General features: G+C 69.0%; 18 protein-coding genes and 2 pseudogenes. 9 read left to right on the forward strand and 11 right to left on the reverse strand.

The features are described from left to right. Positions 1 to 3: 3 nt before the first annotated feature. Positions 4 to 618 (forward strand): GIY-YIG nuclease family protein, encoded by a 615-nt coding sequence (locus tag WT26_RS16480; RefSeq protein ID WP_069273290.1) that lies wholly within the window; start codon positions 4 to 6, stop codon positions 616 to 618. 58 nt (positions 619 to 676) lie between these two features. Here WT26_RS16480 and ppa read toward each other — a convergent pair whose 3' ends face one another. Next, entirely contained in the window at positions 677 to 1,204 is a 528-nt protein-coding gene (gene ppa, locus WT26_RS16485) for an inorganic diphosphatase (protein WP_027786751.1), read from the reverse strand. A 194-nt stretch (positions 1,205 to 1,398) separates the two neighbouring features. Between ppa and WT26_RS16490 the strand changes: the two genes are divergently transcribed. The 3 genes from WT26_RS16490 to WT26_RS16500 all read left to right on the forward strand — a co-directional run bounded on the left by WT26_RS16490 (position 1,399) and on the right by WT26_RS16500 (position 5,045). Continuing rightward, positions 1,399 to 2,838: an aldehyde dehydrogenase family protein gene (locus tag WT26_RS16490; RefSeq protein ID WP_069273291.1), complete on the forward strand. Its 1,440-nt coding sequence runs from the start codon at positions 1,399 to 1,401 to the stop codon at positions 2,836 to 2,838. 92 nt (positions 2,839 to 2,930) lie between these two features. Further along, complete coding sequence (locus WT26_RS16495) at positions 2,931 to 3,689, forward strand: SDR family oxidoreductase (protein WP_059668119.1); 759 nt, start codon at positions 2,931 to 2,933, stop codon at positions 3,687 to 3,689. 51 nt (positions 3,690 to 3,740) lie between these two features. Beyond that, on the forward strand, positions 3,741 to 5,045 hold the full coding sequence (locus tag WT26_RS16500; protein WP_069273292.1) for an MFS transporter: 1,305 nt from the start codon (positions 3,741 to 3,743) through the stop codon (positions 5,043 to 5,045). 71 nt (positions 5,046 to 5,116) lie between these two features. Here the strand turns inward: WT26_RS16500 and WT26_RS16505 are convergent, their stop codons facing one another. From WT26_RS16505 to hemC, 3 genes are read right to left on the reverse strand one after another with little or no spacing between them, the layout of a single operon-like run. Beyond that, positions 5,117 to 6,304, reverse strand: coding sequence for a heme biosynthesis protein HemY (locus tag WT26_RS16505; RefSeq protein WP_011352869.1), 1,188 nt, complete (start codon positions 6,302 to 6,304; stop codon positions 5,117 to 5,119). A gap of 2 nt (positions 6,305 to 6,306) precedes the next feature. Continuing rightward, positions 6,307 to 8,277 carry a fused uroporphyrinogen-III synthase HemD/membrane protein HemX gene (gene hemDX / locus WT26_RS16510; RefSeq protein ID WP_069273293.1) on the reverse strand — a complete coding sequence of 657 codons (1,971 nt, stop codon included), beginning with the start codon at positions 8,275 to 8,277 and terminating at the stop codon, positions 6,307 to 6,309. Continuing rightward, positions 8,277 to 9,269 carry a hydroxymethylbilane synthase gene (gene hemC, locus WT26_RS16515; RefSeq protein ID WP_069273294.1) on the reverse strand — a complete coding sequence of 331 codons (993 nt, stop codon included), beginning with the start codon at positions 9,267 to 9,269 and terminating at the stop codon, positions 8,277 to 8,279. Before hemC ends, hemDX begins: the two co-directional genes overlap by 1 nt. Before the next feature lie 199 nt (positions 9,270 to 9,468). Between hemC and ppc the strand changes: the two genes are divergently transcribed. Further along, positions 9,469 to 12,480, forward strand: coding sequence for a phosphoenolpyruvate carboxylase (ppc, locus tag WT26_RS16520; protein ID WP_069273295.1), 3,012 nt, complete (start codon positions 9,469 to 9,471; stop codon positions 12,478 to 12,480). 91 nt (positions 12,481 to 12,571) lie between these two features. Here the strand turns inward: ppc and WT26_RS16525 are convergent, their stop codons facing one another. Beyond that, the gene (locus WT26_RS16525) at positions 12,572 to 13,324 is read right to left on the reverse strand and encodes a class I SAM-dependent methyltransferase (RefSeq protein ID WP_069273296.1); all 753 of its coding nucleotides are present in this window, start codon (positions 13,322 to 13,324) and stop codon (positions 12,572 to 12,574) included. 135 nt (positions 13,325 to 13,459) lie between these two features. Here WT26_RS16525 and WT26_RS16530 point away from each other — a divergent pair, with 135 nt between their 5' ends. Next, positions 13,460 to 14,269, forward strand: coding sequence for a helix-turn-helix transcriptional regulator (locus WT26_RS16530; RefSeq protein WP_069273297.1), 810 nt, complete (start codon positions 13,460 to 13,462; stop codon positions 14,267 to 14,269). Between the two features lie 7 nt (positions 14,270 to 14,276). Here WT26_RS16530 and WT26_RS16535 read toward each other — a convergent pair. Then, positions 14,277 to 14,711, reverse strand: a pseudogene (locus WT26_RS16535) (spore coat U domain-containing protein); the annotation flags it as partial. Between WT26_RS16535 and WT26_RS16540 the strand changes: the two are divergent. The 3 genes and pseudogenes from WT26_RS16540 to WT26_RS16550 all read left to right on the forward strand — a co-directional run. Then, positions 14,689 to 15,033, forward strand: a pseudogene (locus tag WT26_RS16540) (FimD/PapC C-terminal domain-containing protein); the annotation flags it as partial. The pseudogenes WT26_RS16535 and WT26_RS16540 sit on opposite strands and share 23 nt — an antisense overlap. An 89-nt stretch (positions 15,034 to 15,122) precedes the next feature. Further along, positions 15,123 to 16,532, forward strand: coding sequence for an argininosuccinate lyase (gene argH, locus WT26_RS16545; RefSeq protein ID WP_046544646.1), 1,410 nt, complete (start codon positions 15,123 to 15,125; stop codon positions 16,530 to 16,532). Positions 16,533 to 16,642: 110 nt separating this feature from the next. Beyond that, the gene (locus tag WT26_RS16550; protein WP_420480942.1) at positions 16,643 to 17,320 is read left to right on the forward strand and encodes an HAD family hydrolase; all 678 of its coding nucleotides are present in this window, start codon (positions 16,643 to 16,645) and stop codon (positions 17,318 to 17,320) included. Between the two features lie 75 nt (positions 17,321 to 17,395). Here the strand turns inward: WT26_RS16550 and WT26_RS16555 are convergent, their stop codons facing one another. The 5 genes from WT26_RS16555 to apbC form a co-directional block, all read right to left on the reverse strand. Then, entirely contained in the window at positions 17,396 to 18,181 is a 786-nt protein-coding gene (locus WT26_RS16555) for a lysozyme inhibitor LprI family protein (protein WP_069273790.1), read from the reverse strand. A 26-nt stretch (positions 18,182 to 18,207) separates the two neighbouring features. Further along, entirely contained in the window at positions 18,208 to 20,487 is a 2,280-nt protein-coding gene (locus WT26_RS16560; protein WP_059531889.1) for an arginine/lysine/ornithine decarboxylase, read from the reverse strand. Between the two features lie 81 nt (positions 20,488 to 20,568). After that, on the reverse strand, positions 20,569 to 21,138 hold the full coding sequence (gene dcd / locus WT26_RS16565; RefSeq protein WP_006398615.1) for a dCTP deaminase: 570 nt from the start codon (positions 21,136 to 21,138) through the stop codon (positions 20,569 to 20,571). 195 nt (positions 21,139 to 21,333) lie between these two features. Then, positions 21,334 to 21,870 carry a superoxide dismutase [Cu-Zn] gene (gene sodC, locus WT26_RS16570; protein WP_059531886.1) on the reverse strand — a complete coding sequence of 179 codons (537 nt, stop codon included), beginning with the start codon at positions 21,868 to 21,870 and terminating at the stop codon, positions 21,334 to 21,336. Between the two features lie 132 nt (positions 21,871 to 22,002). Then, on the reverse strand, positions 22,003 to 23,094 hold the full coding sequence (gene apbC, locus WT26_RS16575; protein WP_059730273.1) for an iron-sulfur cluster carrier protein ApbC: 1,092 nt from the start codon (positions 23,092 to 23,094) through the stop codon (positions 22,003 to 22,005). Between the last annotated feature and the right edge of the window lie 329 nt (positions 23,095 to 23,423).

Here is a 23,423-nt window from a genome sequence, read left to right on the forward strand (position 1 = left end):
GCCATGTCCTGGTTTCTGTACCTGATCGAATGCGCCGACGGCAGCGTCTACACCGGCATCACGACCGACGTCGCCGCGCGCTTCGACGAGCACGCGGCCGGCAAGGGCGCGCGCTACACGCGCTCGCGCAAGCCGCGCGCGGTGCTCGCGTCGTTCCCGCTGCCCGACCGGTCGATCGCATCGCGCGCCGAGTACTGGGTCAAGCGGCTGAGTCCGAAGCAAAAACGCGAGCTGGCTGCGGGGATGAGGACGCTCGAATCGGCGCTGCCGGTGGTGGCAGCAGTCGCAGATGACGCCGACGGCGATGGCGACGAAAAGGCCGCACCGGCCCGCGCATCGCGCAAGCGCGCACCGAAGGGCGGCGTGACGGCAGCGGACGCCGCCGTCGCAGTCGATACGGCCGCCCCGAACGGCGCCGCGCCGAAACGTGGTCGCGCCGCGGCCAAGCAATCGCCAACCCGCACGGGCCCGGCCGCAAAGGCAGCTACGCCGAAGGCTCGCACGCGCGCTGCCGCGAAGCCCCGGCCCGCGAGCGGCCCTCCCCCCGCGCCCAAGCCCACGCCCGCGCCCGCGCCGAAGAAAACCGCCCGCGCAAAACAAAACCGCGCGGCCTCCTGACGAGACACGCGCGGTTTTTTGCATCGAACGATGCCGGCCGGCGCGGCCGGCGCGCCGCTTACTTCTTGTAGTTCGCTGCGCCGTCGGCGATTTCCTTGTGCGCGGCTTCGATGCCGGCCCAGCCTTCGACCTTCACCCACTTGCCCTTCTCGAGCGCCTTGTATTGCTCGAAGAAGTGCTTGATCTGGTCCTTCAGGTACTCGGGCACGTCGTCGATCGACTTCAGGTTGGCCGTCATCGGGCAGACCTTGTCGTGCGGCACCGCAACCAGCTTCGCGTCGACGCCCGACTCGTCGGTCATCTGCAGCATGCCGAGCACGCGCGAACGCACGATCGAGCCGGCCAGCAGCGGGAACGGCGTGATCACCAGCACGTCGACCGGATCGCCGTCGCCCGACAGCGTCTGCGGGATGTAGCCGTAGTTCACCGGATAGCGCATGCCCGTGCCGATGAAACGGTCGACGACGAGGAGGCCCAGTTCCTTGTCCGCCTCGTACTTCACCGGGTCGCTTTGCGCGGGAATCTCGATGATCACGTTGAAATCTTGCGGCAGGTCCTTGCCGGCCGGAACATGATTGAAGCTCATGAGCACTCTCTGTAGGTCGATGGGAATTCGGGACAGGGCACGCCGCGGTCGAGGCACGCGCCGCCGGCATGTCCGGAAAGAATGCGCCATTATAGCCAATCGACCGGTGGCGTCCGGATGACGATCGGCGCGATAATCGCGCTGATCGTCCGGCCGTCGAACAATATGCAGCGCTGCATGGAATCGGAGCACGCATGGAAGAGGCGAAGCACTTCATCGCAGGCGAATGGACGTTGCCTGCGCAACTGGAAACCATCGCGGTCGTCGATCCGTCCGACGGCCAGCCGTTCGCCGCCATTGCCCGCGGCACGGCGCCCGACATCGAGCGTGCGGTCGCCGCGGCCCGCGATGCGTTCGCGGGCCCCTGGGGCGCCAAAAGCGCCGCCGAGCGCGGCCGCGTGCTGATGCGGCTGTCGATGCTCGTCGCCGCCCATCACGACGAGCTCGCCGCGCTCGAGGCGCGCGACACCGGCAAGCCGCTGAAGCAGGCACGCGCGGATGCCGCCGCGCTCGCGCGCTACTTCGAGTTCTACGCGGGCGCGGCCGACAAGCTGCACGGCGAAACCCTCCCCTACCAGGCAGGCTATACGGTGCTGACGGTGCGCGAACCGCACGGCGTCACGGGCCACATCGTGCCGTGGAACTACCCGATGCAGATCTTCGGGCGCAGCGTCGGCGCGGCGCTCGCGGCCGGCAACGCATGCGTCGTCAAGCCGGCCGAGGATGCATGCCTGTCGTTGCTGCGCGTCGCCGAGCTGGCCGCCGAGGCCGGGCTGCCGGCCGGCGCGCTCAACATCGTCACCGGCTACGGCCATGAGGCCGGCGCCGCGCTCGCGCGCCATCCCGGCATCGATCACATCTCGTTCACGGGCTCCCCGGCCACCGGCAAGCTGGTCACGCAGATGGCGGCCGAGAACCACGTACCCGTCACGCTCGAACTGGGCGGCAAGTCGCCGCAGATCGTGTTCGCCGATGCCGACCTCGAAGCGGCGCTGCCCGTGCTCGTGTCGGCGATCGTGCAGAACGGCGGGCAGACCTGCTCGGCCGGCAGCCGCGTGCTGATCGAACGCGCAGTGTACGAACCGCTCGTCGAGCGGCTCGCCACCGCGTTCAACGGGCTGCGCGTCGGCCCGAGCCGCGCCGACCTCGACTGCGGCCCGCTGATCAACGCGAAGCAGCAGCAACGCGTGTGGGATTTCCTGTCCGACGCGCAGCACGACGGCATTCCGATGGCCGCGCATGGGCAGGTCGTCGCCGACGCACCCGAAAGCGGCTTCTACCAGGCGCCCGCGCTGTTGCGCGACGTGCCGCCGTCGCACCGGCTCGCGCAGGAGGAAGTGTTCGGCCCCGTGCTCGCCGCGATGCGTTTCGTCGACGAAGACGAAGCCGTCGCGCTGGCGAACGGCACGCCGTACGGCCTCGTCGCGGGCATCTGGACGCGCGACGGCGCACGCCAGATGCGTGTCGCGCGGCGCCTGCGGGCGGGCCAGGTGTTCATCAACAACTATGGTGCGGGCGGCGGCGTCGAGCTGCCGTTCGGCGGTGTCGGCCATTCGGGGCATGGCCGCGAGAAGGGCTTCGAGGCACTGTACGGCTTCACCGCACTGAAAACGATCGCGATCCGGCACGGCTGAACACGCGGCAGGCAGGACGCGGCATGCGGCCGGCAGCGCGCGGCCGCATGCCGAAGCACGACGACACTCATATCCAGCACAGGAGACACACCATGCGGTTGAGCGGCAAGACGGCCATCGTCACGGGCGGCGGCTCGGGCTTTGGCGAAGGCATCGCGAAGACGTATGCGCGCGAAGGCGCGAACGTCGTCGTCAACGACCTGAACGGCGCGGCGGCCGAGCGTGTCGCGAGCGAGATCGCGCTCGCGGGCGGCAAGGCGATCGCGGTGGCCGGCGACGTGTCGCGGCAGGACGACTGGCACGCGCTGCTGCAGGCCGCGCTCGACGATTTCCACGCGGTGCAGATCGTCGTGAACAACGCGGGCACCACACACCGCAACAAGCCGGTGCTCGACGTGTCGGAAGCCGAATTCGACCGCGTGTACGCGGTCAACATGAAGAGCCTGTTCTGGTGCGTGCAGACCTTCGTTCCGTACTTCCGCGAGCGGGGCGGCGGCGTGTTCGTGAACGTCGCGTCGACGGCCGGCGTGCGGCCGCGGCCGGGCCTCGTCTGGTACAACAGCACGAAGGGCGCGATGATCACCGCGAGCAAGTCGCTCGCGGCCGAGCTCGGCGCCGACCGCATCCGCGTGAACTGCATCAACCCCGTGCTCGGCGAAACCGCGTTGATGACCGAATTCATGGGCTGCGAGGATACCCCCGAGAACCGCAGCCGCTTTCTCGCGACGATCCCGCTCGGCCGCTTCTCGACGCCGCAGGACATCGCGAACGCGGCGCTGTACCTCGCATCCGACGAGGCCGAGTTCATCACGGGCGTCTGTCTCGAAGTCGACGGCGGGCGCTGCATCTAGCCGCACGGGGCCCACGAGCCCGGCATCATGCAAACAACGACAGGAGACAACATGGCAACATCGACGCAGTCGCTGCCGGGCTCGTCCGGCGCATTCGAGGAAGCAACCTATCGCAAGGTGTCGTGGCGGCTCGTGCCGCTTCTGCTGCTGTGCTACGTAGTCGCGTATCTCGACCGCGTGAACGTCGGGTTCGCGAAGCTGCAGATGGCAAGCGACCTGAACCTCAGCGACACCGTCTACGGGCTCGGCGCCGGGATCTTCTTCTTCGGCTATTTCCTCTTCGAAGTGCCGAGCAACATCATCCTGCACAAGGTCGGCGCGCGCGTGTGGATCGCCCGCATCATGGCGACCTGGGGCGTGATCTCGATCCTGACGATGTTCGTCACGACGCCCGCGATGTTCTACGTGATGCGCTTCCTGCTCGGCGTCGCCGAGGCAGGCTTCTTTCCCGGCGTGATCCTGTACCTGACCTACTGGTATCCCGCGCACCGGCGCGGCCGGATGACGACGTTCTTCATGACGGCGGTCGCGCTGTCCGGCGTGATCGGCGGGCCGATCTCGGGCTTCATCCTGAAGGCGTTCGACGGCGTGAGCGGCTGGCACGGCTGGCAGTGGCTGTTCCTGCTCGAAGGCATCCCGTCGGTGCTGGCCGGCGTGCTCGTGTTCTTCTCGCTCGACGAGCGGATCGCGAAGGCGAAGTGGCTGACCGACGAGGAAAAGGCGCTGCTCACGCGCAACGTCGACGCGGAGGAAGCGACCAAGGAAGACCTGCCGCTCGGCACCGTGATGTCGAGCCCGCGCGTGTGGCTGATGGCGCTGATCTACTTCTCGTTCGTGATGGGGCTCTACGGCGTCGGCTTCTGGCTGCCGACGATCATCAAGGCCACCGGCGTGACCGACACGTTCACGATCGGCCTGCTGTCGGCGATTCCGTATGCGGCCGCGGTGGTTGCGATGATCCTGATCGCGCGCAGCGCGGACCGGCACCGCGAACGCCGCTGGCACGTCGCGATTCCGGCCGCGATCGGCGCGCTCGGGCTCGTGCTGTCGGTGATCTGGGCGCACCAGACCGCGCTCGCGATGTTCGGCCTCACGCTCGCGACGATGGGCATCCTGACCACGCTGCCGCTGTTCTGGAGCCTGCCGACCGCGTTCCTCGGCGGCACGGCGGCCGCGGCCGGCATCGCGATGATCAACTCGATCGGCAACCTCGCCGGCTTCCTGAGCCCGTACATGATGGGCTGGCTCAAGCAGGCGACGGGCGCCAACGATTCGGGCATGTACATGCTCGCCGGTTTCCTCGTGCTCGGCGGGCTGCTCGCGCTGTCGGTGCCGAAGCGGCTGGTCGACAAATGACGCGCCCCGATGAAAAAACCCCGAACGCCGGCCGGTGTTCGGGGTTTTCGTGCGCGCGGCGCGCCGCCGCGTCAGACCACGGTGATCGCGAGCGCGCTTTCGCGGTAATGCTTCGCGGCCTTGTCGGTTTCGCCGAGATGCTCGAACAGGCGCGCAAGCGCACGATGCGCACGCACCTTCAGCGCCTCGTTGTCGGCGAGCTTCAGCGCCGATTCGAGGAACGACTGCGCCTTGCCCCACAGCTGCTGCTGCTGGCACAGGCGGCCGAGCGCGAACAGCAGGTCGGCATCCTCCGGGTGATCCTTCTTCCACCCTTCGGCCTTCTGGATCAGCGGCAGCGCATCGGCGCCGGCCGTATCCGGGTAACGGCGCAGCAGGCGCGCATCCCAGTTGTGGGCCAGCGCGTCCTCGACGATGCGGCGCGCTTCGTTGCGGCGCTCGAGCGGAACGAGGAGATCGGCCGCGAGATCGGCGAGACGCGGCGACTGGCGCTCGACCGGCGACAGCGACTGCCACACCTCGAGCAGCGCGTCCGGATCGTGCCGGCGTTCGCGCAGCAGGTTTTCCGCCGCCTGCTGGCGCAGCCGCACGGCCGCGGCCGGATGCAGCGCCTCGCGCTTCTCGAGCGCTTTCGCGAGCTTCAGCACCTCGGCCCAGTTCTTCAACTGCTGCTGCGCGCGCAGCGCAACCTGCTGCGCATGGATACGCTTGCCGCCCGCCTGGAGGTCGGCGAGCGCGGCGAGCGCACCGTCGGCATCGCGCGCGTCCGCGCGCATGTCGGCCGCGGCGAGCAGCCGTGCGTCCTGCCATTCGGGTGCGTCGACCTTCGACAGCCAGTCGTCGCGACGCGTGTACTCGTGCATCCGGTGCGCGGCAGTCGCCGCGACGAGACTCGCCGCGCCCTGGTTCGCGTCGACCGACAGCGCTTCACGCGCGGCCTTCTCCGCGCGCGAGAAGCGGCCCGCGTACAGGTTCGCGATCGCGTCGCGCAGCGATGCCTGCGCCTTCTCGTTGCGCGAACGCGCGCGATACGCTGCGACCCGCTGCGGCATGCGCCAGATGTTGCGCACGATGCGCAGCAGCGCATACACGACGATGAACAGCACGACGATGGCGATCACGAACAGGTTCAGCGACACGTCGATCCGGTACGGCGGATAGACGAGCAGCACCTGCCCCGCGTCGAAACGGCCGACGGTGGCGAGCGCAGCGGCGATCGCGAACAGGACCGCGAGCCAGACGATTCCTCGAAGCGTCATCGTTACCCCCGGCTCTTGAACTGCTGAACGGCGTTCAGGCTCGTGTTCAGGTTCGGCACCGCAACCGTCAGCGATGCGCCGTCAACCTGCTTGAGCAGATCCTCGACGGTCTGCGTGTCCTTCGATGCCTGGTCGAAATACTTCCCGAGCGACGCCTGCGCGGCGTGCAGGTCGGCCTTCATCGCGCCGTCGTTGCGCGCGAGCAGCGACAGGCGCGCGGTCAGCAGGCGCAGCTTCACGTTCTCGCGCACGAAGTAGCCCTGGTCGGGCGACGCGAGCATCGCGTCCGCGTTGTCGATCCGGCGCACCTGCACGAGCCCCTTCAGCTGCTGGCCGAGGCCGGCCGAGAAGTCGTGCCACCACACCTTCCAGCGCGGCTCGCCGGCCACGGCCGACGATGCGGCGTCGGCCGGCGCGGCCTTCGGCGCTTCGTGCGGGACGATCGCCTCGCCGGACAGCGGCAGCGCGTCGATCTTCGCGATCGCGTCGTCGAGCTTGATCGCGAGGCCCGTGAGGTCGGCCGCCGGTGCGGCCTTCAGCTTCTCGATGTCCAGCGCGAGCGCCTTGCGCACCGTGACGGCCTGCGCGCTCTGCGAGGTGGCGAGGCGCGCGTCGGCATTCTGCAGCGCGATCAGCGCGAGCTGCGTGTTGCCGGTCAGCTGAAGCTGCTGGCTCGCGCTCGACAGCATCTGGTCGACTTCCTCGAGCATCCACGCATCGCGGTTGCGCGACAGGTCCTGGTATTGCTGCTGCAGCGCCTGCTGCGCGCTCTGCGCGTCGGCCAGCTTGCCGTCGAGCTGCGCAAGCTGCGTGTCGACCTGGTGCGTACTCGCCAGCGCCTGCTCGGTCTTCATCCGCGTTTCGGCCGTCTGTGCGTCGAGCGCCTTCTGGCGCGCCGCCAGCGTGGTGTCGAGCCGGTCGATCTTGCGGTTCAGCGCGTAGCCGCCGACGCCCGCCGCGCAGCCGAGCACGACGACGACGAACCACAGCACCGCGCTGCCGCCGCGGCGCGCGGGCGGTTCGGACGCCATATAGGCGGGACGGGACGGCGGTGCGGATGCAGCGGCCGGCTGGGAAGCGACGCTTTTGGAATCGTTGGTATCTGTCATGCGTTTAGTCACCGGTGCGGCTGTCGCCGGTTGGACGGCCTCGTCGGCCATCGTTCGAAACGCGCGGACGATGCGCTCATCGCCCGCGCCGGTCAGCGTAATCCTATCAAAACCCAATGCGCGCGCGGTCTGCTCGATTCGCGGATGCGGCGTGACGAGCGGCGCATGCTTCAGCGCGGCGATCTCGGCATCGTTCAGATGCGCCCGCGCGAGTTCGTGCAGGTTGCGCACGCCTTCCGAGCTCGTGACGAGCCACGCATGCGGTTCGCCGTCGAGCAGCGCATGCACGCGCTCCCACGCGCCGACGCGCGGCTCGGGCACGACGCGCCGGTACGCGGCGACGAGCGTGACGTCCGCGCCGGCCTCGCGCAAGCGCTCGGCGAGCCATTCGCGCCCGCCGTCGCCGCGCACGATCAGCACGCGCTTGCCCGCCAGCGCGGGCGCGCCGCCGAACGCCGCCTCGATGCACGCGAACAGGCTTTCCGAATCGTAATGGGGTACGCCGCCGTCGGCCGGCACTTGCGGCGCGATCACGCGATGCGCGGGCGCCGCGATGCCGTGACGCTCGAGCGCCGCGACGCTGCCGGGCCCGACCACGCCGACCGGCAGCGCGTTCGGCCAGATCGCGCCGTACTGCGCGAGCGCGCGGTCGATCGCGTTCGGCGACACGAAAATCACCAGCGCGTAGTCGGCGAGCGCCGCGAACGCGGCATCGAGCGGCGCCGGATCGTCGACGGGCGCAATATCGATCAACGGGAATTCGAGCACGTCGCAACCGGCCTCGGCCAGTTGCGACGCGAGCGCGCCGGACTGGCCGTCCGGGCGCGTCAGGACAGCGGTGAACGCGCGCGCGCCGCCCGCCATCAGGCGTCGCCCTTGCCGGCGGCGGCCTGCGAGCCGGCGAGCAGCGCCTGGACGATCTCGAGCGCGCCTTGCGCCTCGAGTTCGTCGGACACGGCGCGGCCGAGCGCGAGCGCATCGGCGACGGTCATGACGGCGCCGCACGCCTCGGCGGTCAGCACGCGCTTGCCGTCGGTCGTCGACACGCGGCCCGTCAGGTACAGTTCGCCCGCGCGCCACACCGCATGCGCGGCGAGCGGCACCTCGCAACTGCCGCCGAGCGCGCGCGACACCATCCGCTCGGCCTCGACCGCGAGCGCGGTCTGCGGGTCGTGCAGCGGCGCGAGCCACGCGGCGACGGCGTCGCGGTGCGAGGCGATCTCGATGCCGAGCGCGCCCTGGCCCGCGGCGGGCGGGCTCGCGTCGACGTCGAGCAGCGTGCGGATCCGCGCCTCGAGGCCGAGGCGCTTCAGGCCGGCGGCGGCGAGGATGATCGCCGCGTAATCGCCGCGATCGAGCTTCGACAGGCGCGTGTCGAGGTTGCCGCGCAGCGGCAGCACGTCCAGGTGCGGATAGCGCGAGCGCAGCATCGCCTCGCGGCGCAGGCTCGACGTGCCGACCACGGCACCGGCCGGCAGCGCGTCGAGCGACGCGTAGTCGTTCGACACGAAGGCATCGCGCGGGTCCTCGCGCTCCATGATCGCGGCAAGCGAGAAGCCTTCCGGCAGCGCCATCGGCACGTCCTTCAGCGAATGCACGGCGAGATCGGCGCGGCCGTCGGCCAGCGCGGCCTCCAGTTCCTTCACGAACAGGCCCTTGCCGCCGACCTTCGACAGCGTGCGATCGAGAATCTGGTCGCCGCGCGTCGTCATTCCGAGGATTTTCACGTCACAAGCTGGATATAATTTGCGCAGCGCATCACGCACATGTTCGGCTTGCCACATCGCCAGGCGGCTCTCGCGCGAAGCAATCGTCAACGTCGCGGGCGGCTGTGCCGACAGAGTCTCGGAATTCATTGCTGGAACATCGAAGGACGGGATTGAAGATCGAACAATGGTAGCACGCACGCCCCCGCCCGCCCGGGCCCGGAGCCGGCCCCGGCGCCGCCTGGCGCGGGCCGCGGCGCGGATGCGCGGAAGTGCCGCAGAAGTCGCAGTCGCTGGATCGCAGTGCCCGCAGTTCCTTTTGACTCGAGCTTTCCCAAGGAAACCCATCGTGAAGTCTTCCGGATCGGCGCGTACGGCGCGCCGCAATGCTGCCCTGTCCTCCTCCGACGCCTCGACGGACACCGTCGCCACCGCCGCGAACGGCCGTGCGAAAACGGCAACGAAACCGAAAGACCCGATACGTCAGACAAAACGCGCGGCCAAGGCCGTCGCGAACGGCGCGGCCGCCGTCGCAACGAAGCCGGGCGCCCGCACGCGCGACGACAAGGACGGCCCGCTGTTCGACGACATCCGCTTTCTCGGCCGCCTGCTCGGCGACGTCGTGCGCGAGCAGGAAGGCGACACCGTATTCGACGTCGTCGAGACGATTCGCCAGACCGCCGTCAAGTTCCGCCGCGAGGACGACAGCGAAGCCGCGCAGACGCTCGAGAAGAAGCTGCGCAAGCTGACGCCGGAGCAGACGGTGAGCGTCGTGCGCGCGTTCAGCTATTTCTCGCACCTCGCGAACATCGCGGAAGACCGCCACCACAACCGCCGCCGCCGCATCCATGCGCTGGCCGGCTCCGCGTCGCAGCCCGGCACGGTCGCGTACGCACTCGAACAACTGAAAACGACCGGCAATGCGTCGAAGCGACTGCTGCAGCGCTTCTTCGACGATGCGCTGATCGTGCCGGTGCTGACCGCGCACCCGACCGAAGTGCAGCGCAAGAGCATCCTCGACGCGCAGCACGACATCGCACGCCTGCTCGCCGAGCGCGACCAGGAGCTGACCGGCCGCGAGCGCCAGTACAACGAATCGATGCTGCGCGCCCGCGTCACCACGCTGTGGCAGACGCGCATGCTGCGCGACTCACGGCTGACGGTCGGCGACGAAATCGAGAACGCGCTGTCGTACTACCGCGCGACGTTCCTCGACGAACTGCCCGCGCTGTACGGCGACATCGAGGCCGCGCTCGCCGAGCACGGCCTGTCCGCGCGCGTCCCCGCGTTCTTCCAGATGGGCAGCTGGATCGGCGGCGACCGCGACGGCAACCCGAACGTGACCGCGTCGACGCTCGACGAAGCGATCAACCGCCAGGCCGCGGTGATCCTCGAGCACTATCTGGAACAGGTGCACAAGCTCGGCGCCGAACTGTCGGTGTCGAACCTGCTCGTCGGCGCGAACGATGCCGTGAAGGCGCTCGCGGCAGCTTCCCCCGACCAGTCGCCGCACCGCGTCGACGAGCCGTATCGTCGCGCGCTGATCGGCATCTACACGCGGCTCGCCGCGAGCGCGCGCGTGCGTCTCGGCGAAGGCACGGTGCCCGTGCGCAGCGCGGGCCGCGGCGCGCCGCCCGTGCGCGCGGTCCCGTATGCGGATTCCGAAGCGTTCGTCGCCGACCTGAAGGTGCTGACCGCGTCGCTCGACGAACACCACGGCACGTCGCTCGCCGCGCCGCGCCTCGCGCCGCTCGTGCGCGCGGCCGAAGTGTTCGGCTTCCATCTCGCGAGCATCGACCTGCGCCAGAGCTCCGACATCCACGAAGCCGTGGTCGCCGAGCTGTTCGCGCGCGCGGGCGTCGAGGCCGACTACGCGGCGCTCGCCGAGGAAGACAAGCTGCGCGTGCTGCTCGCCGCGCTCGCCGATCCGCGTCCGCTGCGCTCGCCGTACCTCGAATACTCCGCGCTCGCCCGGAGCGAACTCGGCGTGTTCGAGAAGGCGCGCGACGTGCGCGCCCAATTCGGCGCGCGCGCGGTGCGCAACTACATCATTTCGCATACGGAAACCGTCAGCGACCTCGTTGAGGTGCTGCTGCTCCAGAAGGAAACGGGCCTGCTCGAAGGCGCGCTCGGTGTGCCCGGCGGCAATGCGCGCAACAGCCTGATGGTGATCCCGCTGTTCGAGACGATTCCCGACCTGCGCGACGCCGCGCGCATCATGCGCGAATACTTCGCGCTGCCGGGCATCGACGCACTGATCGCGCACCAGGGCGCCGAGCAGGAAGTGATGCTCGGCTATTCGGACAGCAACAAGGACGGCGGCTTCCTCACGTCGAACTGGGAGCTGTATCGCGCGGAACTCGCGCTCGTCGACCTGTTCCGCGACCGCAAGATCACGCTGCGGCTGTTCCACGGCCGCGGCGGCACGGTCGGCCGCGGCGGCGGCCCGACCTACCAGGCGATCCTGTCGCAGCCGCCGGGCACCGTAAACGGCCAGATCCGCCTGACCGAACAGGGCGAGGTGATCGCGAGCAAGTTCGCGAACCCGGAGATCGGCCGCCGGAACCTCGAGACGGTCGTCGCCGCGACGCTCGAGGCGACGCTCCTGCCGCAGAACAACGCGCCCGCGCAGCTGCCGGCGTTCGAGGCCGCGATGCAGACGCTGTCCGATTCCGCGATGGCCGCATACCGCGCGCTCGTCTACGAAACCCCGGGCTTCACCGACTATTTCTTCTCGTCGACGCCGATCACCGAGATCGCCGAGCTGAACATCGGCAGCCGCCCGGCCTCGCGCAAGCTGCAGGATCCGAAGCAGCGCAGGATCGAGGACCTGCGCGCGATTCCGTGGGGCTTCTCGTGGGGCCAGTGCCGGCTGCTGCTGACGGGCTGGTACGGCTTCGGCAGCGCGGTGAGTGCGTATCTCGACGGCGCGCAGGACGACGCCGAACGCACGAAGCGCGTCGCGCTGCTGAAGAAGATGAACAAGACCTGGCCGTTCTTCTCGAACCTGCTGTCGAACATGGACATGGTGCTCGCGAAGACCGATCTCGCGGTCGCGTCGCGCTACGCGCAACTGGTCGCCGACCGCAAGCTGCGCAAGCACGTGTTCGAGCGGATCGTCGCGGAATGGGAGCGCACGTCGCAGGCGCTGGCGGAAATCACCGGGCACGAAGGCCGCCTCGCGACCAACCCGCTGCTCGCGCGCTCGATCAAGAACCGCTTCCCGTATCTCGATCCGCTGAACCACCTGCAGGTCGAGCTGATCAAGCGCCACCGCGCGGGCGACACGAACGCGCGGCTGCGCCGCGGGATTCACCTGACGATCAACGGGATCGCGGCCGGCCTGCGCAACACGGGCTGACCCGCGCGAGCGCGTGCGCGTGCGACGCACGCGCTACGCAACCCGCACAGCGGCCGCGACGCGCGTTGCCGGGCGTCGCGGCCGTTTCGTTTCAGCGCGCGTCGATCAGCAGCGCGTCGTGCTCGAACGATCCGTCGGGCTGCACCGCGTAGTAGCCGCGCACCTCGTCGGGCGCATGCGCCCACAGCGCGCGAATGCCGGTGACGCTGTCGGCCGGCGTGCGGATGCGCGCGACCCACGTCTCGAAATCGATCGGCAGCCGCCAGCGGCTGTGCACGTGCGCGTCGAAGCCGGCATCGCGGAACATCGCGAGCCATTCGTCCGCACGGTAGTCGCGCACGTGCGACGCGTCGCGCAGCACTTCCGCGGCCTGCAGGTACGTATCGAGGAGCGGGTGGTCGTTGCCGGCGATGTCGATCATCAGCACGCGGCCGCCCGGCTTCAGCACGCGGCGCACTTCGGCGAGCGCCGCGCGCATGTCGTGCCAGTGGTGCGCGCTCATCCGGCTCACGACCCAGTCGAACGTCGCCGTCCCGAACGGCAGTTGCTCGGCCGGCCCCTGCTGCGTACGGATGTTCGCGAGCCCGCGCTCGCGCGCCGCGGCGTCGACGGTCGCGAGCATCTGCGCGGCGAGATCGTAGGCGACCACGTCGCGCACGTGCGGCGCGACCGCGAAGCTCGCGTGGCCGGCGCCGCAGCCGAGATCGAGCACCGCGGCATCGGGCGTCGCGCGCACCGCGTCGGCGAGCGTCTGCAGGTCGGCGCCCGTCGCGTGGACCGTGCTCGTCAGGTAGGCGGCGGCCGTCGTGCCGAATGCGTCGGCGACCTGGTCGTGGTGTTTCATCGCATTCTTCTCCTTGGTGGGGACCGTCCGCGCCGATGCGGCCAGACGCGTGAGCCGCTACAATAGGCCTGCTCTTGTACCAGTACAAGTTAAGCAGTTATTCTGGTATTCGATCCACCCGCCTGACGATTTCGCATGAACCTTCCGCCCGCCGCCCCCACCCCGCCGCTCGACGCCACGCCCGCCCGTGCGCTCGGCGAATTCATCCGCGCCCACCGCGAGCGGCTGTCGCCGCAGGCCGTCGGCCTGCCGCCCGGCCCGCGGCGGCGCACGCCCGGGCTGCGGCGCGAGGAAGTCGCGCAGCTCTGCGGCGTCAGCCCCACCTGGTACACGTGGATCGAACAGGGCCGCCCCGTGTCCGCGTCGGCCGACGCACTCGCACGGATCGCCGTCGCGCTGCAACTGTCGAAGGCCGAGCGCGCGTACCTGTTCGAGCTGGCCGCGCAGCGCGACCCGGCCGAGCCCGACGTCGCGGGCGGCGACCTGCCGCCGACGCTCGCCGCGACCGTCGCGGCCATCGCGACGCCCGCCTACGTGCTCGACCGGCAATGGAACGCGCTCGCGTGGAACGCACCGGCCGCCGCGCTCTTTTCCGGCTGGCTCGACGGCGAGCACGACCGCAACCTGCTGCGCTTCACCTTCATGTCGCCGGCCGCGCGTACGCTGATCGTCGACTGGGAAACCCGCGCGCGGCGGCTCGCGGCCGAATTTCGCGCCGATTCGATCCGGCACCTGACCGACGCGCCCACGCGTGCGCTGATCGACGCACTGACCGCCGGCAGCGATGCCTTCGCACAGTACTGGGCCTCGCAGGACGTGTTCGAACGCGAAGGCGGCCTGCGCGAATTCGACCATCCGGCCGACGGCCGCCTCGTGTACCAGCAGATCACGCTGAAGCCCGCGCACCGCGAAGACCTGAAGCTGGTCGTGCTCGTGCGCGAGTGACGCCGCATCAGAAGCTGATCGTCGCGGTGATCGTGTCGCTGTAGTCACCCGGCGCGGGTGTGGTCTGCGCGGGCACGCGCCCGTAGACCGTGACCGACTGCGAGAGCCCGCTGCCGGTGCCCGTCGCCATCGACGTGCCGCCGGTGCCGTCGCCCCACGGCGTCGTGTGACCGGCGTCCTGGTAGAGCTGATAGCCGACCGCGCCCCCGCCGCCCGAGCGCTGCATCGTGCGCGCGGCAACGTTGCCGCTGCCGCCGGCGTTCAGCGCGATCTGGTACGCATCGCCGTTCGTGCACTGCGCGCTGATCGAGCCGGTCGCCGTCAGCGGCGCCGCGAGCACGCCCGCGGCGGGAAACGCAACATTCGTCGCGCTGATGAAGCAATCGTTCACGACGGTCGCGTTCGCCGCATACGAGAACGTGCCGGCCGATGCGCGCATCGCGGACACGTCGCTCGACGTGGTGCCGCAGGCCCGCTCCGGCGTGCTCGCGCGGTTTCCGGTCACGCGCTACCACGCCGCGACGATCGCGCTGCGCACGCCCGACGGCGCGCCGCTGCCGCCCGGCCTCGAAGTCGTCCACGTCGAGAGCGGGCAGCGCACGATCGTCGGCTACGACGGCCTCACGTTCGTCGACGGCCTCGTCGCCGACAATCATCTGGAGATTGCCGGCGACGGACGCCGCTGCAGCGTCGAGTTCGCGTACCAGCGCCCGGACGACGGCACGCTGCCGCGCATCGTCCCGCTGACCTGCGCGCTGCGCTGACGCCCGCCCGGTCGCGCGGCCGCGAATGCTAAAATCCTGCGATTCCCTCGGCGGCGCACGCCGCCCAACATCCCCTTCGAAGAATCGCCATGACGTCCCAACTGCACAAAAAGGGCGAGGCCTGGTCGGCCCGCTTCTCGGAACCGATGTCGGAGCTGGTCAAGCGCTACACGTCGTCGGTGTTTTTCGACAAGCGTCTCGCGCTCGTCGACATCGCCGGCTCGCTCGCGCACGCGAACATGCTCGCCGCGCAGAAGATCATCAGCGCCGACGACCTGGCCGCGATCGAACGCGGGATGGCGCAGATCAAGGGTGAGATCGAGCGCGGCGAATTCGAATGGCAGCTCGACCTGGAAGACGTCCACCTGAACATCGAGGCGCGCCTGACCGCGCTGATCGGCGATGCCGGCAAGCGCCTGCATACGGGCCGCTCGCGCAACGACCAGGTCGCGACCGACATCCGCCTGTGGCTGCGCGGCGAGATCGACCGCATCGGCGGCCTGCTGAACGACCTGCGCGGCGCGCTGCTCGACCTCGCGGAACAGAACGCCGACACGATCATGCCGGGCTTCACGCACCTGCAGGTCGCACAGCCGGTCACGTTCGGCCACCACCTGCTCGCGTACGTCGAGATGTTCTCGCGCGACGCGGAGCGCATGCGCGACTGCCGCACGCGCGTGAACCGCCTGCCGCTCGGCGCGGCCGCGCTCGCCGGCACGAGCTACCCGATCGACCGCCATGCAGTGGCGAAGACGCTCGGCTTCGACGGCATCTGCGCGAACTCGCTCGACGCGGTGTCGGATCGCGACTTCGCGATCGAATTCACGGCGGCTTCCGCGCTCGTGATGACGCACGTGTCGCGCTTCTCCGAAGAACTCGTGCTGTGGATGAGCCCGCGCGTCGGCTTCATCGACATCGCCGACCGCTTCTGCACCGGCAGCTCGATCATGCCGCAGAAGAAGAACCCGGACGTGCCCGAGCTCGCGCGCGGCAAGACGGGCCGCGTGAACGGCCACCTGATGGCGCTGCTGACGCTGATGAAAGGCCAGCCGCTCGCGTACAACAAGGACAACCAGGAAGACAAGGAACCGCTGTTCGACACGGTCGACACCGTCGCCGACACGCTGCGGATCTTCGCCGAGATGGTGGCCGGCATCACCGTGAAGCCGGACGCGATGCGCGCGGCCGCGCTGCAGGGCTTCTCGACCGCCACCGACCTCGCCGACTACCTGGTGAAGCGCGGCCTGCCGTTCCGCGATGCGCACGAAGCCGTCGCGCACGCCGTGAAGATCTGCGACGACCGCGGCATCGACCTGGCCGACCTGACGCTCGACGAGATGAAGCAGGAGCTGCCGAACGTCGCGCACCTGATCGGCGAAGACGTGTTCGGCTACCTGACGCTCGAAGGGTCGGTCGCCAGCCGCAATCACCCGGGCGGCACCGCGCCCGACCAGGTGCGCGCGGCGGTCAAGGCCGCCCGCGCCGCGCTCGGCCAGTAAGCGTCGCCGCGAACGGACGCCCCCGCGGCGTCCGTTTCTTGTTGGTGCGGGCCGCGCACGTTGCGTGCGTCGCCCGCCCTCTCCCCCCCGACTTCCGGACCTCAGCAATGATGTTTTCCGCCGCGCTCTTCGACATGGACGGCCTGCTCGTCGATTCCGAGCGGACCATCATGAACACGTGGATCGACGTGTCGAACGCGCACGGCGTCGCGCTGACCACCGCCGATTACCTGCAGATCGTCGGCCGCTCGTTCGCCGAAGGCCAGACGATTCTCTCGGGCATCATCGGCGACGCCGGCACGTTCGACGCGGTGCGCACCCGCGTGCGCGAGCAGCTCGCGGCGCCCGAGCCGCATCCGAAGTTTCCGCTGAAGCCCGGCGCGCACGCGCTCCTGAGCGCGCTCGCGCAAGCCGGCATTCCGTGCGCGGTCGCGTCGTCGTCCGCGGGTGACGTGATCCGCGCGCGGCTCGACGCGGTCGGCGTGCTGCCGTTCTTTCGCGCGATCGCGGGCGGCGACGAAGTCGCACGCGGCAAGCCCGACCCGGCCGTCTACCGGCTCGCGGCCGAACGCCTCGGCGTGCCGGCACACGCATGCGTCGCGTTCGAGGACAGCGATTTCGGTGCGCAATCGGCCGCCGGCGCGGGCGCCGCGGTCGTCACCGTGCCCGACCTGAAGGCGCCGACGCCCGAAATCGTCGCGCTGAGCCTGCACGTGCTCGCTTCGCTCGACGATGCGCTTGCGCTCGTGCCGTCGTGGTTCGGGCTGCACGACGCGCCGCGCGCGTAGCCAACCCGCCTCCCCAAATGCAGACGGGCACCTTCCGGTGCCCGCCTTTGGTTGCCGCAACGCGTCGCCTGGCCGTCAATTGTTGCCCGCCGTCTCCGACAGCCGCTTCATCGTCGCGATGCGCGCGCCGATCAGGTCGACGCGGCCGTCCTCGCCGACGAGCGGCGCCGTCGCATCGCGGAACCCGACCCACGCGCGCTGCGCGCGCACCAGCGTCGCGGCCGAATGCGCAGGCATCTTGCGGCGCAGCTTCTGGTAATAGCGGTTCAGGTCGAACAGCGCGTGCTCGCACGCGGCATCCTGTTCGCACGGCCGGATGCGGCGCAACGGATCGCGCGCGTCGCTCCTGGGCGCGTTCGCCGGGCCGCCCGCCGCCGCATTCGCCGCGCCGTTGTCCGCCGCCTTCGCCGCCCCCCCGCCCGGCCCGCCGGCCGGCGGCGCATAGCGATCGGCCGCGCCGCGCAGCGCCAGCGCGCGATCGCGCACGGGCTGCAACTGCAGGTCGGCACTCGACATCGCGTACGACGTGCCGCGCGTGGTGTCGTATACGGCCTTCAGCAGATGCACTTCGTCCTTGCGCCACGTGAGCCAACGGCGCTGGCTGTCCTGCCAGCCGCGCTTCGCGTCGGCCGGCGCATCCTTCAACAGGCGCTGGTACGCGCCGTCCATCACGGCCTGCCACTGCTGCTGCGCTTCACCCATGCACTGGATCTGGCCGGCCGGCGAAGACCGGTCGCGCCGCGCGAGGCATTGCCGCATCGCGACGTCGATCGGGTCGGCCGCCGCGACTTCCGCGTGCGCCGCGCCCAATCCCGCCGACCAGGCCGCCCAGACGACGAGCGCGGCCACCGCCGCACGCATCGTCCCGATTCGATTCCGTTCCATCGTCAATCGCGCACGCAGTCGACGAAGTATTCGACGCGGCCGTTCACCTCTTCCGCGACGAGGCCGTGGATGTCGGTGTGGAAGCCCGGGAAGCGCTCGTTGAAGTCGCGCGCGAACCGCAGGTAGTTCACGATCGTCTTGTTGAAGCGCTCGCCCGGGATCAGCAGCGGGATGCCCGGCGGGTACGGCGTCAGCAGGATGCTCGTCACGCGGCCTTCGAGCTCGTCGAGCGGCACGCGGTCGATCTTGCGGTGCGCGAGCTTCGCGAACGCGTCCGACGGCTTCATCGCCGGCTCCATGTCCGACAGGTACATCTCCGTCGTCAGGCGGGCGATGTCGTTCGCGCGGTACACGTCGTGGATCTGCGTGCACAGGTCGCGCAGGCCGACACGCTCGTAGCGCGGATGCTGCGCGACGAATTCCGGCAGCACGCGCCACAGCGGCTGGTTGTTGTCGTAGTCGTCCTTGAACTGCTGCAGCTCGGTCACCATCGAGTTCCAGCGGCCCTTCGTGATGCCGATCGTGAACATGATGAAGAACGAGTACAGGCCGGTCTTCTCGACGATGATCCCGTGCTCGGCCAGGTACTTCGTGACGATCGCGGCGGGGATGCCCGTCTCGCCGAACTCGCCGTCGACGTCGAGCCCCGGCGTGATGATCGTCGCCTTGATCGGGTCGAGCATGTTGAAGCCTTCCGCCAGCGGGCCGAAGCCGTGCCAGTGGTCGTTCGGCTTCAGCATCCAGTCGTCGCGCGAACCGATGCCTTCCTCCGACAGCTCGTCCGGACCCCACACGCTGAAGAACCAGTCGTCGCCGTATTCGGCGTCGACCTTGCGCATCGCGCGGCGGAAATCGATCGCCTCGGCGATCGATTCCTCGACGAGCGCGGTGCCGCCCGGCGGCTCCATCATCGCGGCCGCGACGTCGCACGACGCGATGATCGCGTACTGCGGGCTCGTCGACGTGTGCATCAGGTACGCCTCGTTGAAGCGGTGCTTGTCGAACGTGCGGTTCTCCGAATCCTGCACGACGATCTGCGATGCCTGCGAGATGCCCGCGAGCAGCTTGTGCGTCGAGTGCGTCGCGAACACGAGCGCGCCCGTGCGCGGACGGCCGTCGCCGATCGCGTGCATGTCGCGGTAGAAATCGTGGAACGTCGCGTGCGGCAGCCACGCTTCGTCGAAGTGCAGCGTGTCGAGCAGGTCGCCGAGGAGATCCTTGATCATCTCGACGTTGTAGACGACGCCGTCGTACGTGCTCTGCGTGATCGTCAGGATGCGCGGCTTCATGTCCGGGTTCTGGCGCATCGCCTCGCGCGCGAACGGGTTCGCCTCGATCTTCTTGCGGATGTTCTCCGGCTTGAACTCGTCGCGCGGGATCGGCCCGATGATGCCGAAGTGGTTGCGCGTCGGCGTCAGGAACACCGGAATCGCGCCCGTCATCGTGATCGCGTGCAGGATCGACTTGTGGCAGTTGCGGTCGACCAGCACGATGTCGCCGGGCGCGACCGTCGCGTGCCAGACGATCTTGTTCGACGTCGACGTGCCGTTGGTCACGAAGAACAGGTGGTCCGCGCTGAAGATGCGCGCCGCGTTGCGCTCGGACGCGGCCACCGGGCCCGTGTGATCGAGCAGCTGGCCGAGCTCGTCCACCGCGTTGCAGACGTCGGCGCGCAGCATGTTCTCGCCGAAGAACTGGTGGAACATCTGGCCGAGCGGGTTCTTCAGGAACGCGACGCCGCCCGAGTGACCGGGGCAGTGCCACGAGTACGAGCCTTCGTCCGCGTACTTCACCAGCTCCTTGAAGAACGGCGGCGCGAGCGAGTCGAGATAGACCTTCGCCTCGCGGATGATGTGGCGCGCGACGAACTCCGGCGTGTCCTCGAACATGTGGATGAAGCCGTGCAGCTCGCGCAGGATGTCGTTCGGCAGGTGGCGCGACGTGCGCGTCTCGCCGTACAGGAAGATCGGGATGTCCGCGTTGCGGCGGCGCACTTCGGTGACGAACGCGCGCAGCTCGATGATCGCGGTCGCGAGCTCGGGCAGCTCGCCGTCCGGGCCGGTTTCGCCGAGCATGAGTTCGTCGTCGTCGATCGACAGGATGAAGCACGACGCGCGGCTCGACTGCTGCGCGAACGACGTCAGATCGCCGTAGCTCGTGAGGCCGAGGACTTCGACGCCCTCCTTCTCGATCGCTTCGGCCAACGCCCGGATGCCGGAGCCCGAGATGTTCTCGGAGCGGAAATCTTCGTCGATGATGACGACGGGGAAACGAAACTTCATGGGCGATTCTCCAAAAAGAACGACCGCGGCGCGTCACGCGCAGCGGTCACCCGGAAACTGGTGAGACGTTATGCAACCAGATCAGGTTTTCGGCAGCGTGACACCGCGCTGCCCCTGATACTTGCCGCCGCGATCCGCGTACGACACGTCGCACACTTCGTCGCTTTCGAAGAAGAGCACCTGCGCGACGCCTTCGTTCGCGTAGATCTTCGCGGGCAACGGCGTGGTGTTCGAGAATTCCAGCGTGACGTAGCCTTCCCACTCGGGTTCGAACGGCGTCACGTTGACGATGATCCCGCAGCGCGCGTAGGTCGACTTGCCGAGGCAGACCGTCAGCACGGTGCGCGGGATGCGGAAATATTCGACGGTGCGGGCCAGCGCGAACGAGTTCGGCGGGATGATGCACACGTCGCCCTTGAAATCGACAAACGAACCCTCGTCGAAGTTCTTCGGATCGACGATCGTCGAGTTGATGTTCGTGAAGATCTTGAATTCGTCCGCGCAGCGGATGTCGTAGCCGTAGCTCGACGTGCCGTAGCTGACGATCCGGCGGCCATCCTCGGACGCACGAACCTGATCGGGCACGAACGGCTCGATCATCTTGTGCTCTTCGGCCATGCGCCGAATCCATTTGTCGGACTTGATACTCATGTCAGCCTCCGCCGGGCCGTCCCAAGGAGGCTGACCGCCCCCTCGGGGGGCAGCGAACAAAGAGAGCGTGGGGGTCGATTCATATCGGGGCGCCAGGAAACGCTGCGTGACGGAAAACGAAAGCCGCCGATACAAAGCGGCGACCGGGAAAGGCGGACATTTTACGCGATCATCGGCCGGCGCACGCGGCGGCCGTCAACGGATCACGCCGCAGGCAAGCGCGGGCCCCGCGCCATGCTGCGGAAACGCGGGATCGCTCGGGTCGCGGTGCACCAGCGCCGCGCGGTTCATCGCCGAGCGCACGCCATCGAGGGCCAGATCGGGAGCGACGATGAAGCCGGCGGCGACGCCGTTCGCGTCCGCATGGATGTTGCCCAGATCGCCGGCGACGCGCGCGCCCGCGCGCAACCGGTCGGCGGCCGGCGCGAACACCTGGCCGGCGCTCGAGCCGTCGCCCGCGTTGCAGTCGCCGCGTTCGTGCACCTGTAGCGCATGATCGCTGTTGGGCGGAAGGCCGGCCAGGTTGTAGGTGACCTGAACGCCGTCCGGACGCTCGACGAACGTCACCGCACCGCGCGCCTGCCAGCCGACCGTCGGCTGCAGTTGTGCGTCGGCCCGTTTTTCGTGCGACGAGGAAAAGGAGGTGCAGCCGGCCAGCAGGCCCAGCGCGGCGGCGGCCAGCAGCGCGTACCGCACGCGGCCGGCGCGCACGCCGTGATGTCGTTGTTTCATTCGATCCTCATGCCGGCGGGCGCCGCGTGTGACGCGGCGCCCGCCGGGCGGGTAAAGGGACCCGGGAAAAGTCGCCATGATACCGCGCCTCGCGGCGCCGTAAACAGCGTGAGGCCCCGCCCCGCAAGGGTTTTACGTATTTTGAACAACGATCGACGGGAACTTCGAGGTCATGTCGCGCGATCGCTCGGCAATCGCCAGCGCGACGCCGCGCGCGATGTCGCGGTAACGACGCGCCAGCGCGCCTTCGGGATCGGCCGCGACCGTCGGCGCGCCGCTGTCGGCCCGCTCGCGGATCGCGATGTCGAGCGGCAGGCTGCCGAGCACGTTCACGTCGTAATCCTTCGCCATCCGCTCGGCCCCGCCGGCGCCGAAGATGTGCTCTTCGTGGCCGCAGTTCGAACAGATGTGGATGCTCATGTTCTCGACGATGCCGAGAATCGGAATCCCGACCTTCTCGAACATCTTCAGGCCCTTCTTCGCATCGAGCAACGCGATGTCCTGCGGCGTCGTGACGATCACCGCGCCCGTGACGGGTACGCGCTGCGCGAGCGTGAGCTGGATGTCGCCGGTGCCGGGCGGCATGTCGACGATCAGGTAGTCGAGCTCGCGCCAGTTGGTCTGGCGCAGCAGCTGCTCGAGCGCGGAGGTCGCCATCGGGCCGCGCCACACCATCGGGTTGTCTTCCTCGATCAGGAAGCCGATCGAGTTCGCCTGCAGCCCGTGGCCGACGAGCGGGTTCATCGACTGGTTGTCGGGCGACTCGGGGCGCTGGCCGTGGATGCCGAGCATCGTCGGCAGCGACGGGCCGTAGATGTCGGCGTCGAGGATGCCGACCGACGCGCCTTCGGCGGCAAGCGCGAGTGCGAGGTTGACGGCCGTCGTGCTCTTACCGACACCGCCCTTGCCCGACGCGACCGCCACGATGTTCTTCACGTTCGGCAGCAGTTTCACGCCACGCTGCACCGTGTGCGCGACGATCTCCTGCGACACGGCGATGCGCGCGTCGCGCACGCCGGGCACGGCCTGGAGCGCGGCGGTGACGCGTGCGCGCACGTCGTCGTGCTGGCTGCGCGCGGGATAACCGAGCACCACGTCGAGCGCCACGACGTCGCCGTCGATCGCGACGTTGCGCACGCCCTTGTTCGCCGCATACGGACGGCCGGTATTGGGGTCGACGACAGCCGCCAAAGCGGCGTCGACTTGTGCCCGGTCAATGCTCATCGAAACTCCGTGAAAACGTTTTTCTCGCGCGCAAACGTCAAAAAATATCAAATTACGCTGCGAAAATCGGGAAAAGTGAAAGAATCTGTTGCACGCCATTGCGCGAACGCGCGACCCGGCGCACTCTTCGCCTGCGGCATGCTATGGGGCCAAATCGGCCACCAACCGCCTATATTGTAGAGGCTGACGCGTCGCACTGCCCGAACAGCCACGCTGACGGACAGGGCATGCGGCCACCTCGGCGGCTGCCGCTGGCGCAGGCCTGCCCTCCTTTTTCGGGCGGCCCGCGCGTGGAGCCGTAACTGTTGTTGTCGTCGTTGTCGACTCGT

Origin of the sequence: Burkholderia cepacia (assembly GCF_001718835.1) — a bacterium.
Taxonomy (GTDB): Bacteria; Pseudomonadota; Gammaproteobacteria; order Burkholderiales; family Burkholderiaceae; genus Burkholderia; species Burkholderia cepacia_F.

Coding starts and splice junctions, on each gene's coding strand:
- WT26_RS16480 (WP_069273290.1), top strand. CDS start 4: ATGTCCTGGTTTCTGTACCTGATCGAATGCGCCGACGGCAGCGTCTAC.
- ppa (WP_027786751.1), bottom strand. CDS start 1,204: ATGAGCTTCAATCATGTTCCGGCCGGCAAGGACCTGCCGCAAGATTTC.
- WT26_RS16490 (WP_069273291.1), top strand. CDS start 1,399: ATGGAAGAGGCGAAGCACTTCATCGCAGGCGAATGGACGTTGCCTGCG.
- WT26_RS16495 (WP_059668119.1), top strand. CDS start 2,931: ATGCGGTTGAGCGGCAAGACGGCCATCGTCACGGGCGGCGGCTCGGGC.
- WT26_RS16500 (WP_069273292.1), top strand. CDS start 3,741: ATGGCAACATCGACGCAGTCGCTGCCGGGCTCGTCCGGCGCATTCGAG.
- WT26_RS16505 (WP_011352869.1), bottom strand. CDS start 6,304: ATGACGCTTCGAGGAATCGTCTGGCTCGCGGTCCTGTTCGCGATCGCC.
- hemDX (WP_069273293.1), bottom strand. CDS start 8,277: ATGGCGGGCGGCGCGCGCGCGTTCACCGCTGTCCTGACGCGCCCGGAC.
- hemC (WP_069273294.1), bottom strand. CDS start 9,269: ATGAATTCCGAGACTCTGTCGGCACAGCCGCCCGCGACGTTGACGATT.
- WT26_RS16525 (WP_069273296.1), bottom strand. CDS start 13,324: ATGAAACACCACGACCAGGTCGCCGACGCATTCGGCACGACGGCCGCC.
- WT26_RS16530 (WP_069273297.1), top strand. CDS start 13,460: ATGAACCTTCCGCCCGCCGCCCCCACCCCGCCGCTCGACGCCACGCCC.
- argH (WP_046544646.1), top strand. CDS start 15,123: ATGACGTCCCAACTGCACAAAAAGGGCGAGGCCTGGTCGGCCCGCTTC.
- WT26_RS16550 (WP_420480942.1), top strand. CDS start 16,643: ATGTTTTCCGCCGCGCTCTTCGACATGGACGGCCTGCTCGTCGATTCC.
- WT26_RS16555 (WP_069273790.1), bottom strand. CDS start 18,181: ATGCGTGCGGCGGTGGCCGCGCTCGTCGTCTGGGCGGCCTGGTCGGCG.
- WT26_RS16560 (WP_059531889.1), bottom strand. CDS start 20,487: ATGAAGTTTCGTTTCCCCGTCGTCATCATCGACGAAGATTTCCGCTCC.
- dcd (WP_006398615.1), bottom strand. CDS start 21,138: ATGAGTATCAAGTCCGACAAATGGATTCGGCGCATGGCCGAAGAGCAC.
- sodC (WP_059531886.1), bottom strand. CDS start 21,870: ATGAAACAACGACATCACGGCGTGCGCGCCGGCCGCGTGCGGTACGCG.
- apbC (WP_059730273.1), bottom strand. CDS start 23,094: ATGAGCATTGACCGGGCACAAGTCGACGCCGCTTTGGCGGCTGTCGTC.